Genomic DNA, 17,535 nt, shown 5'->3' with positions numbered 1-17,535 from the left:
GTCGAATATTGCGGTTATTAGGACTCCCTTACTGTTTTTATTATATTATAAATCCCCTCTTTTCCTCTACGCATTTTAAGTTAAGTTTTCTTAACCTTTCTACCTACTGTGTTGTAATCTTGAACATAAGCCAAAAAGGAAATAAAAAAACGCATTAAATTCCCTCTGTAAAAGGTTTTAATGCGTTTTCTTATTTATAGAACTTTTTCTAAAAAGTCTTTTGCACGTTGTGTAGACGGTGCTGAGAAAAATGCTTCTGGTGATGCATCTTCTATCAGCTTACCACCATCAAGGAATAGAATGCGATCTGCCACTTCACGCGCAAAGCCCATTTCATGTGTGACGATTAACATCGTCATCCCTGAGTCTGCTAAGTTTTTCATTACGGCTAAAACTTCTTTCACCATTTCAGGGTCAAGTGCCGAAGTAGGCTCATCAAATAGCATCACTTTTGGATCCATCGCAAGTGCTCTAGCTATTGCCACACGTTGCTTTTGCCCACCGGAAAGGCGGTTTGGATACTCATTGCGTTTCTCGAACAGGCCTACTTTTGTTAGTAAATCTTCAGCATTTTTAATAGCGGTTGCCTTGTCCACGCCCTTTACATTGATGGGTGCATAAGTTAAATTTTCTAGCACTGTTTTATGTGGGAAAAGGTGAAAATGCTGAAATACCATACCAACTTCTTCGCGGATTTTCATAATGTTTGTCCCTTTATCAGTAAGGACATCGCCCGCAATTGTAATCTTGCCACTCGTTGGCTCTTCTAATAAATTTAAGCAACGTAAGAAGGTAGACTTACCAGAACCTGATGGGCCGATAATCGCGATAACTTCTTTTTCTTTTATTTCTGTTGAAATACCTTTTAGCACTTCATTTTGACCATACGATTTGTGTAAATCCTCAATTTTAATCACTTTTTCTCATTCCTTTCTCGATTCGTTTACCAAGGAACGTCAAGACAAGCGTCATAATATAGTAGATTACCCCAGCAAATAGTAAAGGTTCAAGATAACGATACGTTGAACCACCGACAATATAGGCACGGCGCATAATATCAAGTGCACTAATCACGGTTACCACAGCTGTTTCCTTATTTAACGTAATAAATTCATTGACTAAAGAAGGTAAAATATTTTTTACGGCTTGTGGAATAATAATATCTTTCATCATTTTTGCATACGGTATACCTAATGCTTGAGCAGCTTCCATCTGCCCTTTATCAACAGCATTAATACCAGCGCGGATAATTTCTGAAATATAAGCACCTGAGTTTAACCCGAATGCAATAATTGCTGTTGGGATTGGCTCAATTTGAATGTCTAATAATTGTGGAACTGCGTAATAAATAATTAATAATTGGAGTACAAGTGGTGTACCGCGGAAAATGGACGTATAGAAATCCGCAAACCAACGTAAAACTTTTACTTTTCCAATTTTACATAATGCTAATAATATACCAACGATAAAACCGATGATGGATGCACCGATTGCAATTTGTAGTGTAACACCTATTCCTTTTAATATATAAGGAATAGAGGGAATAATAGCTGTAAAATCTAAATTCACAGCGTCCCCTCCTTTCTCGTTTCCTTTTAGTGAAATGGACAAGCGATAGCCCTAGATAGAGCTATCGCATTTCAATTGAATTATTCAGCTTTTTCTAACCATTTTTCTTCAAGTTGTTGAATTTTGCCTTCATCTGCTAATTCTTTTAACGCTTTATTAATTTTATCTTTTAAATCGCTATCTTTTTGAACAGCGATTGCTTTGTAGTCTTCAGGCTGTTCTTCTACTGGGAACGCCGCTAATTTATCGTTTGTTTTCAGATAGCCTTTTGCTACGCCACCTTCCATAATTGCTCCGTCTAAGCGTTTAGACATCATATCTTGGATAATTTCAGGAATACGTGTACGTCCTTCAATCGATACATCTACTTTTTCAGCAATAGCTTTACCTAAATTTTCTTGAATAGAAGCAGTTTGTACACCAACTTTTTTACCAGCTAAATCCGCTTCTTTTTTAATGCCACTATCTTTTTTAACGACGATTACTTGTTCTGTTTGATTATATTTGTCAGAAAAATCTACCACTTTTTCACGCTCTTCATTTGGTGTCATACCAGAAATAACAACGTCGATTTTCCCTGCTTGTAAAGAAGGCACAAGGCTGTTAAAGTCCATATCTTGAACTTGCATTTCTACACCTAGTTTTTCACCAACAAGTTTAATTAAATCAATATCAAAACCAATAATTTCTTCACCTTTAGCAGCGTCAACATATTCAAATGGTGCATAGTCCGCTGAAGTACCCACTTTTAATACTTGTTTTTCGGCTGTATCAGAGCCAGTATTTGAATTTGTTGCATTATTATCTTTAGCGCCACATGCCGCAAGTACACCGATTACTAAAACGAGCATCAGCATGAAAAATTTGTTCTTCATATTCTAACATCTCCTTATTATCATTTTTATTGTCTATGAGACCGATACGTCTCGAAAATGTCGATTGGATATTTATTCATACATAAGAATAAAAAATCTATCTGCTAATTAAGATATACTCTTTCAATATAATTTTCAAGCTATACATGAAATTTTTTAGCAAAATATTTTACACAGAATTTTCTAAAAAATCAATGTTTTTATATTTTCTTTTTGGATTATTACCGTGTTACTTTACTATTTTCATTCTTCGCTTTATTTATGCCTGTAAAACAAAGGACATCCGTACGAATCAATGCACTTGCAGTTGGACAAAATAAAAAAGTGTTAGATTGAATGCCAAATCAATCTAACACTTTTTTGCTATGTCGTTCCTGTTCGCTACGGCGATATTGTTCGCCAAAGAGTGGCGAAGTTCTTTTCATAATCAATCGAAAAAAGTTTACAAAACTCTTCGTCCACATCAATGAAAAATTTATATGTTATTCATTGTCTGAAAATAGCTTTGCTTTTAATTCATCTTCTCCCGAGCCCTCGGCTAAAGGGACGCGCGATCGATAGGCAGCACGACATATTAAATGTCCTGCCACTGGTGCTGTTACAAATACAAAAAGAATTCCTAAAATTAATCGAACGCTAACATAACCGTCATGGACCCAAAAATAAATAAATGCACCTAACAGACAGGTAAGTACAGATAATGTAGAACTTTTCGTTGCCGCATGTGAACGGGTATACACATCAGGCAAGCGAATCATACCGAATGCGCTAATAACACTTACAATAGAACCGAAAAGGATAAGGATGACTGCCGTCCACTCAATCATTTGATTTACGTTCAACAATCACACCTCTTTCAATATATTTTGTAAAAGCGATTGTACCGATAAAAGCCAATATACCTAAAATTAATATTGCCTCAAGATATGCCTTCGTTTTTAATACGATGGATACAATAGCTATCGCCGAAAGTAGATTAATACCAATAGTATCAAGTGCTATCGCACGATCAGGCATAGATGGCCCTTTTATTACTCGATATAGTGACAGTGCAATCGACACACTAAATAACGCTAGTGCTAGTAGTAAAATTTTTTCAACCATTAGCGTGTCACCTCCATAATTGCTTCTTCAAATTTCCCTATGGAGCGAATTACTGCGTCTTTTGATTGCTCAATATCCATCGCATGAATATAAAACATATCCCCTTCTTCTGAAACTTCCATCACAACGGAACCCGGTGTCAGTGTTAGCAAGAGTGCAAGCGCTGTAATTTCCCAGTCTCCATTCAGCTTTGTTTTATACGTAAAGATGCCTGGCGTAATATTCAACCTAGGTGTTGTTATTTGTTTTAGTACATTGTAGCTTGAGAGTAATAGCTCCCAATTAAAAAGCCAAAGTAGTTTAATAATCGAGAACACACGACGCAAATAAAATTGTGTGCCATAAAAGCGGTGCATTGCATACAAAATGCCGATACCGACGACAAATCCCATTAAAAAGGTCGTAAACTGTGGTGTAATTTCATCCTGTAATAATAACCACAAAGTCGCAATAAATAAATTTAGTATAAACTGCATTGCCATTACTGATTCACCTCACCTTGCCATTTTTCACCGTTCAATACTGCGTCAATATAAACAGAAGGTGTGTGAAGCGTCTCTGCCGCATCCTTTACATACGGCGCCATCCACTCTGCACCAATCCCTAAAGCTATTGTACAAACAGCTAATAACGTCAATGGCAGCACAATTCGCTTCGGTAGTGGTTTTTCATCCTCTATACTAATAATCGTTTCACCGAAAAAGGAGGAAAGAAAAATGCGAAGTAGCGAATAAAGAACAATTAAGCTAGAAAGGAAACCTAGTCCTAGTAGTACAAAATTCCCACCTTCTATTGCCCCTTGTCCTATTAACACTTTACCTAGAAATCCACTTAAAGGTGGAATGCCAGCAAGTGAACACATCATGATAAAGAACAGCCACCCGAAAAATGGATAGTTGCGAATAAGCCCACTCATTTTATCTATTGTCGTTTCACCAGTCACATAAATCATCATGCCTACCGCTAAAAACAGCATGGCCTTTACGACCATATCATGCATTAAATAATACGTTACACCTTGTAAGGCAGACTCCGTTCCAATTGCAAGTCCAGCAACGATAAAACCAACACCAATGAGCACATTGTAGGCAGCGATTGCTCTGACATCCCTTCCAGCAAGGGCACCCATACAGCCAGCAATAATCGTTAATCCTGCCATGATGCCGAGCGTCAAATGTGTTACTTCTGGATTCGTTGTAAATAATAAGGTAAATGTGCGTACTAGTGCATAGATGCCCACTTTCGTTAAGAGCGCGGCAAACAATGCAGCAATGGCAGTTGGAGGTACACTATAAGAACCTGGCAACCAGAAGAATAGTAATAAACCTGCCTTTAAGCTAAAGACAATTAGAAACACAAGCCCTACTGTTGTAATAAGTGGATCAACGCCCACTTCCGTAACACGCAAGGAAATATGCGCCATATTTAATGTGCCGATCGTTCCATATAAAAAGGCTAATGCCACTAAAAAAATCCACGATGCAACAATATTAATCAGCACATATTTTAGTGCTTCCCGTAGCTGCACCTTGCCACCGCCTAAGCTAATAAGGGCATAGGAGGCAAGCAACATTACTTCAAAGCAGACGAACAGATTAAATATATCGCCTGTTAAAAACGAACCATTTACCCCTGCTACCATTAAGAGTACAAACGGGTAAAAGTACATTTTTTCAAAACGCTCACCAATTGTAAAAAAGGCGTAAATTACACAGATAGTTGCGACAATATTCGCCACTAAAACAAGCAGCATGGCAAAAGAATCGGCAACAAATAATATCCCAAATGGCGGCAACCAGCCACTAAAGTCAATGCGCATGACCCCTTGGGATTGAACCTCCAGCAAAAGAACTCCACTTATAATGACTACGAAGCCTAATGTACACAAGCTCACAATGCGTTGTATCATGATATTTTCTCTTAGAAACACTAGTAAAATAGCCGTTATTACCGGCACGATTAATGGTAAAACAATCATATTACTCATCAGACGTACCTCTCAATTCATCCAATTGCCCTGTGCCATTCGTTTTATAAGCACGATAGCCAAGAACGAGCACAAATGCGGTCACGGCAAAGCTAATGACGATAGCCGTTAAAATCAAAGCTTGGGGTAGCGCATCTGTGTAAGGACCTGGCGATTCACCAATGAGTGGCACATCCCCCTTTTTTAAGCCGCCCATCGTTAAAATAAGTAAATGTGCAGCGTGTGAAAGCACAGCTGTTCCTAAAATGACACGTAGTAATTGCTTTGAGAGGATTAAGTAAGTCGCCACAGCAACTAACACACCAACTAATATTAGAATTAAAGACTCCATTGGCTATTCATCCTCACTTATACTTAAAATAATGGTTACAACAACCCCTACAACCGTTAACGCCACGCCGGCTTCAAAAATAGTAACAGTCGAAAAGCCCATTTTCCCAAAAATCGGCACGTTGATATACGTATACGTTTGCGTTAAAAACGGCACATCAAAGAATAATGAACCGATCGCTGTTCCCGTAGCTAGTAATACGCCCAAGGCAGCTACCTTTTTAAAATCAAACGGCATCCCCTTGTGCACTGTTTCGATGTCATAAGCTAAATACAGCAATACGATTGCCGAGGCAAGCACAAGACCACCGATAAAGCCTCCACCAGGCGCATGGTGTCCTGCAAAGAACAAGTAAACGCCAAGTGTTAATATAATAAAGACGACAGCCTTTGTAATCGTCCGTAATATAACATCATTAATTTTCATGGTCTGCCTCCTCTTTACGTGGCTTGAGTTTTGTTAGCGTGTAAACGCCTAAGCCAGCAATTAAAAGAACGACAACCTCTAACATCGTATCAAATGCACGGAAATCCCCTAAAATGGTGTTCACAATGTTTGAACCACCTGCTAAATCGTAGGCATCATTAAAGTACTCAGCAACCGTCTCAAAACGATCATAGTGCACGACTGCCAAGCCTACTAATGTCACCGTTGCTCCTACAAAAATGGCAATAATCGCATTCGACCATTTCACTCTCAAGCGTGCAGTTTCAGGCATTAAATCCGGTAAATATTTAAAGCATAATAGGAACAATGCGGTTGTCACGGACTCAACAACTAATTGTGTAAGTGCTAAATCAGGTGCTCTGAAAATAACGAAGAAAAATGCAATGGAATAGCCAAGTACCCCGTTCAATAGCATTGCTGTAATACGACCTTTAGCAAAAATCATCCATATGGAAGCAAACATCATAACAAACACCAACATGAGCTCATAAGAATCTACTGGTGAATCTTTCGCGAAATTAAATGCAAGTGCATCTGACCATACAAAATATCCTGCGATGAGCGCGATAAAAAATACATAAATATAGACAAAATAGTGCGTTAAATTACCTGACATATAACGATTTGTAACCTTCATTGAGCCTTTTTCGCTAAACTCAATAAGGCGGTTATAGTAAGTGTTAAACGTATATTTTTGCGAAAAGACACGATATAGTGGCTTCCAGCTATTCATTGTTTTAAATAAGATGAGACCGACTATAATGACACCAATGGTCATTAACAATTCTGTATTCACGCCATGCCACGCATAAATATGTGGTGTTAAATCACTAGCCGATGGATAAGTTGGGTAAATGCTTGCCATTGCTGGCTGTAAAATATAATGTCCAAGGACGTTTGGAAAGAAGAAAATCATGACCACGAGTAGGCAAAGTACGATTGGCGATAAAAGCATACCAAGCGGTGCTTCATGTGGTTTTTTATCCAGTTTGGTTGGCTGTAGTTTACCGAAAAATGTACGGCTGATTAAAATCATGCTGTAAACAAACGTAAAAACACTTGCAACCCATGCCACAATAGGGAACAATATTCCCCAACTATCCATAGAAAAGATGTCGACATGACGAATTGCCAAGACTGCTGCAAAAAACATTTCCTTACTTAAAAAGCCATTAAACGGTGGTAATCCTGCCATTGAAAAACCACCTATTACTGCGATTGTAAACGTCACTGGCATCAATGCCATTAAACCACCGAGACGTCGAATATCACGTGTACCCACTTCATGATCGACAATACCGACCATCATAAATAATGCGCCTTTAAACGTAGAGTGATTAATCAGATGGAACAATGCGGCAAAGCTTGCCTGTGTATAAATAATTGAACTTTCCGCATAGCCAAAATAATGCGCTACCGAACCAAGCCCAAATAAACTCATAATTAAGCCGAGCTGACTAACTGTGGAGAATGCCAGTAATGCCTTTAAATCTGTTTGACGTACTGCGTTGAACGAGCCCCAGAACAGGGTTAATAGACCAATACCACTGACTAGCCAGAACCAGATAGCCTCTCCTCCAAATACTGGAGAAAAACGCGCAACTAAATAAATCCCCGCCTTCACCATAGTAGCTGAATGGAGGTAGGCACTAACTGGGGTTGGTGCTTCCATTGCATCTGGCAACCAAATATGGAAAGGAAATTGTGCGGATTTCGTAAAAGCACCTACTAAAATTAATAACAATGCAGGGACGAACAATGAATGCTCACGGATTATCTCTACGTTAGCTACAATATCACGGATGCTAAATGTTCCTGATGCTACATACAGCATTAGAAAACCTGCCAGCATAGAAAGACCACCAAATACAGTAATGGTCATTGCTTTTCGTGCACCAGCACGTGAAGCTTTACGATGATGCCAAAATGCAATTAACAAAAATGATGACACACTTGTTAATTCCCAAAATGTATACAGCACCATTAAATTATCTGAAAAGACGACGCCGAGCATAGCGCCCATGAATAGTAATAAGTAGCAGTAAAAATGATGAAGAGATTCTTTCGTTGATAAATAAAAAATTGAATATAAAATAACTAAACTACCTACGCCTGTAATCAGCAAACCAAAAATTATGCTGAGTCCATCGAGATACGTCGTGAAGTTTATATAAAAAGAGGGAATCCACTCATATGTATGAATAAATGTTTTACCCCCGGCAATTTGAGGAATGTACCGTGCAAGTAAAATAAACAATATGATTGGAACGGATAAAACAAACCAGCCTAAATGTGCAATACGCCTTAGTCGCCTATATAGAAAAGGGATAAGCGCGGCGCAGACAAATGGTAAAAGTATCGCAATGAGAACTGTGACCAAATGAAAACCTCCTACAATCAAATTCGTGCAGCAAATTTATGCTTAAGATTTTGTATAATACTTAGATTCACGGGTCTTTTAGCTATTGTACTCCCTAAGCTTTCCTTACAAAATCAATGCCATTCGCCGATGCTTTAACTTTCAACAGTGGTGTTTCGTTACCTGCTGAAAAAACCAAAGCCCATCTATATCTACCAAGAGAGTAGATCGACAAAAAGTTTAACGTATATCAGAATTCTTTCACCTGTACAACGACTAGTGCATACAGGAGATTCATCATGCCTAAAGTACCCGATAAATGTTTCGATGCATCAATACTTGACTATCCATTTAACTCACTGCATAATAATGTGGCATATGGAAGCTATTTATTTAAATGCACATTATGCATAAACAAAACATGTTGAGAACATGGATTTAAGCTGAATTTCATAAGCTTTTCCGTATATCGTCATTAACTTTTATTCACTTTTAAGTATACAATATAAATAAGCATAATGCACTGTAACAGCATTAATTTTAGCTGTTTTAGGATATTTTTTTCATCATCTGCAGTACAAATAACAAAATATCAATAGGATAAAGAGGTGTATTTTTTTAATGAAGCATGTTAAAGGGAGATTGGACGAAAGTATTTTAGTTTGTGTCTATTATGGGCTGAATGGGGAACGCTTAATTCGTCGGGGTCATAAAATGGCCATGATGCTTGATTGCCCCCTCTATATTCTTTCGGTCGATTCACAACCTCTCGATGCATTTGATGCAGAGAAATCTGGTTACATTGAACAGTGGAAAGACCTCTCCGAAGAACTTGATGTAGAAAAATTTATTTTATTAGATAATGAAAAACGTCCTATCCAAAAAGTAATTGCTGAAGTAGCAAAAAATTACGGTATTTCACAAATTATCGTAGGTCAGAGTGCACAAAGTCGCTGGGAGGAAATTACAAAGGGCTCATTCCTGAACGTGTTATTAAAAGAAGTACCTTTTGTAGATTTTCACATTGTAGCTGTCCAACGCCCTACTGAAGATGACGCGTATGATACATACGAAAAAGGTGTTCGTGCCTATTTAATTAAGGAACAGGAAAACTTTAAAGTAGCCTTTACTTGTCCACGGCATGTTTCGATTGAAGGCATTTTCTTTAAAGAAATTGGCACTGATTTTGACAACGGCGTATTTAAATTCACTTACGATGATAAAATGCATGAGGTTCATATTACTGAGGGCTTGGTAAATGATATAGAAAAGCTACCTACCGAGTTTACCACTCCATTACGCCCATAGTTTGTATGGATTGCTGTATGCACCTAGCTAACACGCCTCGACAATAGAGGCGTGTTTTTTTGAAGTTTTTTACAAAGAAGCTGCAGGTTTATCTTTCGGTAAGAAAAATGCTACCAGTAATAATAACGGCAGTAATGACACGATTAACATCGTAAAATCAATCCCTTTATGATCCATCAATATACCAATAACCATCGCTCCAATTGCCCCCATACCAAATGCAAAGCCAGTCGTTAACCCTGCCATTGTACCAATTTTAGTGGGCACTAGCTCTTGTGCATAAACGACTGTCACTGAGAAGCTAATCATAATTAATGTTCCGATAATCACTAAAAATATAGTTGCTGCCCATAGTGGCACATAAGGCAATGCTAAACAAAATGGCATTGGTACAACCACAGAAAGTAAAATAACATTTTTTCGGCCGATACGATCTGACAGTGATCCTCCGAAAAACGTACCAACAACACCAAAAGCCATAAAAGTAAAAATCAAAATTTGACCAAGTCGCAAGCTAATATCATAATGGTCCATTAAATAAAAAACATAAAAACTTGTAATATTCGTTGTATAAAATGATCGTGCAAAAATAATAGTAAATAATAATGTTAAAGCGACTCCGACTTGTTTCTTAGTCAATGGCGGTAAAGATGACACCAATGTCCGCTTATTCTTAGCTAGACGTTCTTGCTCCAATTGCTTCTTATACCAGCCAGCAATCTTGCTTAATATGAATATCCCAAAAGTTGTTGCGATTAAAACAAACGCCGCTCCACGCTGTCCAAAAATGTCCAAAATATAGGCACTAATTAATGGTGCAAGCGCTTGTCCTGAGTTCCCACCAACTTGATAAATGGATTGGGCAAGACCTCTTTTAGAACCTGCGGCCATAAATGATACACGTGAACCTTCCGGGTGGAATATTGCTGAACCGAAGCCTAAAAATAATACCGCTATAATAATTACCCAATATTGTGTTGTAAAAGCTAAAATGGCAATACCTATAAACGAGCTAATCATACCGATCGGTAACGCATAGGGCATTGGCTTTTTATCGCTCACAAAACCGACAATTGGTTGCAGCGCTGAGGCAAACATGTTCAATACAAACGAAATAAGCCCGATTTGCGTAAAAGTCAAACCGAGCTCACTTTTTAATATTGGGAACATTGCAGGTATTACAGACTGCATCGTGTCATTGATCAGATGGGCAATGGCAATAGCAATCATTATCGGAAAGACTGGGTTGTTCAAATTCGTCATTTGCTTGTTCATGCTACTACCACACTTCCTTCATAGTTAAAACTTTATTTATAAATGATTGTCGCATACAATTCCTTTTTTTGCACAAGCTATTTCTCGATAGCAGTTCTAAGGAGTTGAAATTGTATGACTGTAGATGAATTTTTCCACGCCAATGTTTTGGAAATGGTAGTTAGGGCATCTCTTGCCTTTTTTGCATTACTCATTGTTACACGATTATTAGGGAAAAAACAGCTAGGTCAGCTTACTTTTTTCCACTATACAACAGGTATCGCTTTTGGTTCTATCGCTGCAGAAATTGCTGCACATTCTGAGACACCTTTTTTAGAAGGACTTATTGCATTAATTTGGTGGAGTGTTTTAACATATCTCATGACGGTTATAACGATTAAATCTAAAAAAGCGCGTGTGCTGGTAGACGATAAACCAACCATTCTTATTCAAAATGGCCTTATTTTAGAATCTGGACTAAAGAAAAATCGTTTGCACATGGATGAGTTAACTATGATGTTGCGTGAACAATCCGTATTTTCCGTTCAGGACGTGCAATACGCGCTCTTAGAAACGACCGGGAACTTGAGCGTCTTGTTAAAACCTGCAGAGCAGCCCTCTACAAAACAAGATATTAAAGCCGATGTTACACCACCAACGTATTTACCAACAGAAGTTATTTCCGATGGCCAACTCATTAAAGAAAACATTGTGGAACTGGAGTTAACCGAAGATTGGGTTATGAAAAAGCTGAAAAAACAAAATGTCCAATCTTATGAGGATGTCTATTTTGCACAAGTTCAAACGAATGGCTCCTTATACATTAGCCTTAAAGATAAAGCGAGACGATCAAGCCCTTAACAGCTTGTTTCGTCTTCTTATTGTATTTGCATAATATCTAATGGTGTAATAATACCAATTAGTTTTTGATGTGTTTTTCCATGCTCCGTAATCAACAACGCCTCAAAGCGCCGTCCCCTCTCTACACCTTGCTTAAATATTTCCTCCGCCTCATAAATCGTTATGTATCTACTGATAAATTTGTAATTCACTCTATTTTTTTCGTGCAATAATATATCATGCAATGTTGGAACACGTTTCGGCACATGGTTGCCCCCCATTACGGATGCAAGCCAGTTGGTAATACCAACCGTTGTTACTAGACCTTTAAACTGGTCTTTATGATAGACCGGAAACTGTGTAAATTTCCGTTGGCGAATTACTTTTAATACATGTTTTAATGAATCACTTTCTTGGAAGACAAGCACTTTTTTTCGAAACATTTGCCCGACAAGTGTTGGCTTTGCAAGAGTAGCATCCATATATTCAATGCGCTCTACGACATCTTCGTGAGGTTCAGCGATTACATATTCCATCGATGTTCGATGATGGACAATTGCATTCCGTAAATCTGCATAAGAGCGCAAATCATCCTCATATTTACGGACTAGTACATCCTTTTTCTTCGCCTGATCGACGAGACGGTAAAAAGGCATAAAATCCTTCGTACCGATAATATCTCTTAGCCGATGATCAATACGATTAAAAGCCGTGAGAAAACGATCGGAATTTTGTGTAGCCAAATTTATCACCCACTCCATAGCAAGATTTTCTACTTTTCAAGTTATGCGACAACTGCGGAGTTATAGCTACATTATATTCCTAAGTTCTGGATATTCCAAGAAGTTTGGGCGCCTCTTATGGTGCCTTCTTTAGGTGCCTGGCACTCAAACAAATTAGAATATTCGGAATCGTTTGGGTGCCTGGCACAGTAAAAATCCACTTTGCTTTCCACTGGCTCAGGTAAGCCACGGAACACAAAGTGGATTAGGGTGTTAATTGAGGTGACAATTGAGGTGACAGGCACTCAAATAATTTGAAATATTCAGAATCGTTCGGGTGCCTGGCACTATATTTGCACTATATTTTTGTCATGGATGCATTTTTATTCATTGACAAGACACCAATGCTTATACAAATTACGATAAGCATTATTGTAATAGATAAGCTCCACCAATAATTAGACATCTCCATCGTGCCACGAATTAATTGAACGCCATATACAGGTAACTTCCAAGGTGAAATTGTCCAAAATGTACCTACAAGTCCATCCAGTATTTGACCTACAAAAATAACAATAAATGCGCATGTTGTGGCCACTACCGTGTTAAACATTGCACTCATCATAAGCGTTAATGCTATAACAAATAATACCCAAATAAAATACGTACAAACACTTGCTAATAGAGTACCTACTTCGAGTTTGCCGTACAGCACGACCGTATAATATACACTGGCAGTAAATCCAGCTACGGTACTTACAAGACCGACTGTACTGATTACTAAAAACTTACTGATGAAAAATGCACCAAATGAAATAGGACGTACATACAATAATGTAGCTAAACCGCTTGAACGCTCCTTGCTAATAGAGCCTACAAATGAAGCCATCAGTACTAGTAACCCAATTAATTGAAACTGACTGATAGTAGCTAATATTAAATCTGCTGGGGCTAATTCTGGCATCAGCATTTCAAAACCTTCTGGCATATTGCCAACAGCCTCTAAAATATCCATCATATAATAATTTGTAAGTGGCTCACTCATACCTATCAGCGCAAAAACAAGCGGAATCCATAAAAACTTCCTACTACGCCACGCTTCACGGAATTCCTTTTGAAGTAGTACATTTAATCCACTCATGCTCGCTTCGCCACCTTCATGAAAATTTCCTCAAGCGACGCCGTTTGACGTGCTACGTTACGTACTGAATAAGGATAAACAGTAAGGCGTTCAAGTAATTGCTGCATGCTAGGTTGCTCGTCTTCAATCGCTATATTCACATAGCAACTGTTCACTGTACACGTAAATGTCGATTGACTGACAAAATGTTGTGCCTCTTCCAGCGTGCTAAATTCAACGACATAACTCGGTTCATCAAAACGCTGGCGCACTTCTTGTAATGTCCCCTGCTCGACAAGCTGACCATGACGCAAAAATAATAACTGATCAGTCATTTCTTCAGCATCATTCAAAATATGTGTTGAATACAAAATCGTCGTCTCTTGCTGCAAACCTTTTAATAAATCAAGCACTTCTCTTCGACCAACAGGATCTAAAGCAGATACGGGCTCATCTAACAAAAGTAATTTAGGCTTATGCACAATTGCCTGGGAAATACCTAATCGCTGCTTCATACCACCTGAAAACGTTGCGATTTTTTTATGCAAATCATTTCCTAGCCCTACAAATTCTAATGTTTTTTGAGCATCTTGCTTTGCTTTTTTTGCAGATACGCCACTTAATTTTGCAGCCATTTCTGTAAACTCTAGCGCACTTAGCCAAGGCTGAAACTGTGGATATTGTGGCAAAAAGCCAATATTTGCACGTAAATCTCCACCTGCCATTTCCACACTACCTAAAGTCGGCTTTAATAAGCCTGTTAACATCGATAAAGTCGTTGTCTTTCCTGCCCCATTTGGTCCAATTAATGCTGTAGAAGTATGTGCATCCAATGAAAAATTAATGGCATCTACTACCGTTTTATCAGCAAAACGCTTCGTCAAACCTGTAACCTGCAGTAATGTTGTCATGATTGTTTTCTCCCGACGATAAAATAGGCAACCGGTCCTAGTAGATTAATAAACAATATAATAAATACCCATAAAATTTTCGGCCCGTTCGTTGCATGAATCTTACGTAGGTCAATGAGCGCAACAATCATTAAAATAATTTGTACCCCGATTAGTGGCGCTATAACAGCCCAAGGGATTTTTGCTAATTCCTCCATCATATAAACCACCTCATCTTTTGTTCTAATATAACTATAACAATTTTGTTCTAATATGTATAGAACAATTTTTTATTTTACACGACTATAGCAATTCCATTGCATTCCCCCTATGCTGTTCAATTAAGACAATCGCGTCTCCGAATATAAAAATAGCCCACCATTTGAACATGGTAGGCTAAATTCATAGTTATTCATTTGTTTCGTAAAGACTATTTCCATTAATCTTGTATCAATTACTTGTCATACAACTTCTTTAAAGCGGTCGCCATATTTGGGCGTATCGTTACTTGGGAACGTGCCTTTTTTACTGCCGTCTCCGCTTCCTCTAAGGAATTCGCTAAGCCAAGTTCCATTAACACGGCCGTTGCCGCTACACCTGCTCGTCCACCGCCACTTCCGCAGTGGAAATAAACCTTTTGTCCAGATTCATAGGCAGAGACAATCTTTTTCGCGACCTTGTCGATAGACGGCGCTACTTCCGCTTCTTCATCAGCGATAGGGATATGGTGGTAGTCATAGTGTGCGGCTTGCTGTTGTTGTTCTGTTAATCCATTTACTCGAACATCAATAACTACATCTACCTGCTCATTTGAAAAAGCAGCTTCTGCATCTTGCGCACCACCAAAAAATAATCGATCCTTCACTAACACATCATAGTTTTTTTCCATCATATGCACGCTCCGAACTGTTACTTCTCTAATAAATGTTTGATATCTTCATAATACGGTAGCGCTGTTAACGCGCCTGCCTTGGTTGCTGCCATCGCACCTAAACGATTGCCAAAGCTTACACAACGAACTAGCTCTTCTTCCGTTGTCGGTAACCCATTGTAATGCACATCGCGTAATACGCCAGCCATAAATGCATCGCCTGCACCAGTAGTGTCAACTGGGACAACCTTTTCTGTCGGAACATGGATCACTTCGCCGTTTAATACGGCATACGTACCCTCTTCACCTACAGTTACTAAAATGATTGGCACTAAATAGCTGTTTAATTGTTCAATACCTTCTTCTAACGTAGTTGTCTCTGTTAAGAAAAATAATTCATCGTCCGTTACTTTCAAAATATCTACATTGTCAAAGAAAGACGTAATCGTTTCGCGACAAACTTCTTCACTGCTCCAACGTAATGGGCGAATATTGGCATCCATTGCGATAATAGCACCTTTTTCTTTTGCCATTTCCACAGCAGCACTAGTAGTTTCTAGTGCTGTTGGATGAAACATCGTACCTGAGCACACAATTAATGCTGATGCATGTTTAAATGCAGCTTCATTTAGTTGTGTTGCCTCCACTTGTAAATCCGGTGTCTCATCGACATAATCTTTAAAAATTCGCTCACATGCTTCTGTTAAATGCACGTACACGCCACTTACACGTTTTGCAGGATTAAATACTGCGAAATCAAGATTCACACCTTCTTGTGCAAGACCATCTCGAACAAATTGTGAACCTTCGTCATCGCCAGTAATCGTAATCAATGCAGATGGAGCACCGATACGGCTAATGCCAGCAGCTACATTGACCGTTGCGCCACCCATATATTTAGTAAAAGATGTATTTGTTACATCATCAGCAATATAGTCAATAAAAGCATCTCCATAGACTAAAATAAAATCCTTATCTTCCTTTGTCATTGTGGTCCCCCCGAAAGTCTAGTCATTATAGATTAACATGAAAGTTGATTTCCTATAAAGTTTTAAACTTTCGGAAAAATAATGAAATCATTACATTCTTAACGTGATCGCGCTCCTATATCGCTATTTTCCGACCTTATTCGCTAAACTTCTTCAAACAATTCCTATTCATATCGCCTCAATAAATGGTCATCCTAAGGGGAAGAATCATCTATAAAACAAAGTAGTGAATATTTCAAAAGCTTGAGACATCATCTATCTTTGTTATACTTGCCTATAGAAAGGTAGGGATTTTGACAATGAGTATTACAATTCGACAAGCGCAACCGCAAGATGCCCACGCCGTTGTGCCACTAATTATTGATGCGATTGGTGAGATTGCCAACCGTTTAACAGGTGAACAAACAGCTTCAATGGTTGAACAAGAACTAACAGAGCTTTTTAGACGTGAAGATAATAGACATTCTTATTTAAATACTTATGTTGCTGTAGAAGGTGAACAAATATTAGGTATTCTTGTTTACTACAACGGCGAACAAGCCATTGCAATGGATGCCAATCTCGTAAAATGGCTTAAAGAAAAAAATGCCCCTTCTATTACGATCGATAAAGAGGCTCATGATGATGAATACTATATCGATACAGTTTGTGTGGCGCCAGAGGCTCGTGGTAAAGGAATTGGTACACTATTAATTCAATTCGCCATTGACCAAACGAAAGAACGAGGCTTTACAAAATTATCATTAAATGTAGAAACGCAAAAAGAAGATGCTCGTCGCTTATATGAACGCATGGGCTTTGTTATTACGGAACCATGGTCAATCATAGACGAACCCTTCCATCATATGGTGAAACAAATTTAGGATGTG

At 38.4% G+C, this 17,535-nt stretch carries 20 protein-coding genes; 3 read left to right on the top strand and 17 right to left on the bottom strand.

What is annotated here, in order from left to right; all coding sequences use genetic code 11:
- Positions 1-194 precede the first annotated feature (194 nt).
- From ACKVEV_RS17845 to ACKVEV_RS17800, 10 genes are all read right to left on the bottom strand, one after another.
- Positions 195-917 (bottom strand): amino acid ABC transporter ATP-binding protein, encoded by a 723-nt coding sequence (locus ACKVEV_RS17845; RefSeq protein ID WP_409367578.1) that lies wholly within the window; start codon positions 915-917, stop codon positions 195-197.
- The gene (locus tag ACKVEV_RS17840) at positions 910-1,569 is read right to left on the bottom strand and encodes an amino acid ABC transporter permease (protein WP_409367577.1); all 660 of its coding nucleotides are present in this window, start codon (positions 1,567-1,569) and stop codon (positions 910-912) included. The genes ACKVEV_RS17845 and ACKVEV_RS17840 overlap by 8 nt, the downstream gene beginning before the upstream one ends.
- Before the next feature lie 80 nt (positions 1,570-1,649).
- Positions 1,650-2,444 carry a transporter substrate-binding domain-containing protein gene (locus ACKVEV_RS17835; RefSeq protein WP_409367576.1) on the bottom strand — a complete coding sequence of 265 codons (795 nt, stop codon included), beginning with the start codon at positions 2,442-2,444 and terminating at the stop codon, positions 1,650-1,652.
- Positions 2,445-2,926: 482 nt separating this feature from the next.
- Positions 2,927-3,286, bottom strand: coding sequence for a Na+/H+ antiporter subunit G (locus ACKVEV_RS17830; protein ID WP_409367575.1), 360 nt, complete (start codon positions 3,284-3,286; stop codon positions 2,927-2,929).
- Positions 3,264-3,548 carry a Na(+)/H(+) antiporter subunit F1 gene (locus ACKVEV_RS17825; protein ID WP_024360779.1) on the bottom strand — a complete coding sequence of 95 codons (285 nt, stop codon included), beginning with the start codon at positions 3,546-3,548 and terminating at the stop codon, positions 3,264-3,266. The genes ACKVEV_RS17830 and ACKVEV_RS17825 overlap by 23 nt, the downstream gene beginning before the upstream one ends.
- On the bottom strand, positions 3,548-4,030 hold the full coding sequence (locus tag ACKVEV_RS17820) for a Na+/H+ antiporter subunit E (protein ID WP_409367574.1): 483 nt from the start codon (positions 4,028-4,030) through the stop codon (positions 3,548-3,550). Before ACKVEV_RS17820 ends, ACKVEV_RS17825 begins: the two co-directional genes overlap by 1 nt.
- The gene (locus ACKVEV_RS17815; RefSeq protein WP_409367573.1) at positions 4,030-5,535 is read right to left on the bottom strand and encodes a Na+/H+ antiporter subunit D; all 1,506 of its coding nucleotides are present in this window, start codon (positions 5,533-5,535) and stop codon (positions 4,030-4,032) included. The genes ACKVEV_RS17820 and ACKVEV_RS17815 overlap by 1 nt, the downstream gene beginning before the upstream one ends.
- Positions 5,528-5,866, bottom strand: coding sequence for a Na(+)/H(+) antiporter subunit C (locus ACKVEV_RS17810; protein WP_409367572.1), 339 nt, complete (start codon positions 5,864-5,866; stop codon positions 5,528-5,530). The genes ACKVEV_RS17815 and ACKVEV_RS17810 overlap by 8 nt, the downstream gene beginning before the upstream one ends.
- A 3-nt stretch (positions 5,867-5,869) precedes the next feature.
- Positions 5,870-6,292, bottom strand: a complete 423-nt coding sequence (locus ACKVEV_RS17805) for a Na(+)/H(+) antiporter subunit B (protein ID WP_402928110.1) — start codon at positions 6,290-6,292, stop codon at positions 5,870-5,872.
- The gene (locus tag ACKVEV_RS17800) at positions 6,282-8,693 is read right to left on the bottom strand and encodes a Na+/H+ antiporter subunit A (RefSeq protein ID WP_409367571.1); all 2,412 of its coding nucleotides are present in this window, start codon (positions 8,691-8,693) and stop codon (positions 6,282-6,284) included. Before ACKVEV_RS17800 ends, ACKVEV_RS17805 begins: the two co-directional genes overlap by 11 nt.
- Before the next feature lie 600 nt (positions 8,694-9,293).
- On the opposite strand from ACKVEV_RS17800, the gene ACKVEV_RS17795 reads away from it, so the two are divergent.
- On the top strand, positions 9,294-9,980 hold the full coding sequence (locus tag ACKVEV_RS17795) for a histidine kinase (RefSeq protein WP_409367570.1): 687 nt from the start codon (positions 9,294-9,296) through the stop codon (positions 9,978-9,980).
- Between the two features lie 69 nt (positions 9,981-10,049).
- On the opposite strand, the gene ACKVEV_RS17790 is transcribed toward ACKVEV_RS17795, so the two are convergent.
- Entirely contained in the window at positions 10,050-11,255 is a 1,206-nt protein-coding gene (locus ACKVEV_RS17790; RefSeq protein ID WP_409367569.1) for an MFS transporter, read from the bottom strand.
- Between the two features lie 114 nt (positions 11,256-11,369).
- Between ACKVEV_RS17790 and ACKVEV_RS17785 the strand changes: the two genes are divergently transcribed.
- Positions 11,370-12,095 (top strand): DUF421 domain-containing protein, encoded by a 726-nt coding sequence (locus tag ACKVEV_RS17785; RefSeq protein WP_409367568.1) that lies wholly within the window; start codon positions 11,370-11,372, stop codon positions 12,093-12,095.
- Positions 12,096-12,112: 17 nt separating this feature from the next.
- Here the strand turns inward: ACKVEV_RS17785 and ACKVEV_RS17780 are convergent, their stop codons facing one another.
- The 6 genes from ACKVEV_RS17780 to ACKVEV_RS17755 form a co-directional block, all read right to left on the bottom strand.
- Complete coding sequence (locus ACKVEV_RS17780; RefSeq protein WP_409367567.1) at positions 12,113-12,817, bottom strand: CBS domain-containing protein; 705 nt, start codon at positions 12,815-12,817, stop codon at positions 12,113-12,115.
- 337 nt (positions 12,818-13,154) lie between these two features.
- Entirely contained in the window at positions 13,155-13,937 is a 783-nt protein-coding gene (locus ACKVEV_RS17775) for an ABC transporter permease (RefSeq protein WP_409367566.1), read from the bottom strand.
- Positions 13,934-14,827 (bottom strand): ATP-binding cassette domain-containing protein, encoded by an 894-nt coding sequence (locus ACKVEV_RS17770; RefSeq protein WP_409367565.1) that lies wholly within the window; start codon positions 14,825-14,827, stop codon positions 13,934-13,936. The genes ACKVEV_RS17775 and ACKVEV_RS17770 overlap by 4 nt, the downstream gene beginning before the upstream one ends.
- On the bottom strand, positions 14,824-15,027 hold the full coding sequence (locus tag ACKVEV_RS17765) for a PLDc N-terminal domain-containing protein (protein WP_409367564.1): 204 nt from the start codon (positions 15,025-15,027) through the stop codon (positions 14,824-14,826). The genes ACKVEV_RS17770 and ACKVEV_RS17765 overlap by 4 nt, the downstream gene beginning before the upstream one ends.
- 233 nt (positions 15,028-15,260) lie before the next feature.
- Positions 15,261-15,698 carry a dual specificity protein phosphatase family protein gene (locus ACKVEV_RS17760; RefSeq protein ID WP_409367563.1) on the bottom strand — a complete coding sequence of 146 codons (438 nt, stop codon included), beginning with the start codon at positions 15,696-15,698 and terminating at the stop codon, positions 15,261-15,263.
- A 17-nt stretch (positions 15,699-15,715) separates the two neighbouring features.
- Positions 15,716-16,666: a carbohydrate kinase family protein gene (locus ACKVEV_RS17755; RefSeq protein ID WP_409367562.1), complete on the bottom strand. Its 951-nt coding sequence runs from the start codon at positions 16,664-16,666 to the stop codon at positions 15,716-15,718.
- Between the two features lie 299 nt (positions 16,667-16,965).
- On the opposite strand from ACKVEV_RS17755, the gene ACKVEV_RS17750 reads away from it, so the two are divergent.
- Positions 16,966-17,529, top strand: a complete 564-nt coding sequence (locus ACKVEV_RS17750) for a GNAT family N-acetyltransferase (RefSeq protein WP_409367561.1) — start codon at positions 16,966-16,968, stop codon at positions 17,527-17,529.
- Positions 17,530-17,535 lie beyond the last annotated feature (6 nt).

The sequence above is a fragment of the Lysinibacillus sp. 38-6 genome (assembly GCF_046245175.1).
In the GTDB taxonomy this organism is placed as follows: Bacteria; Bacillota; Bacilli; order Bacillales_A; family Planococcaceae; genus Lysinibacillus.
This window is presented reverse-complemented; position numbering and strand designations above follow the sequence as displayed.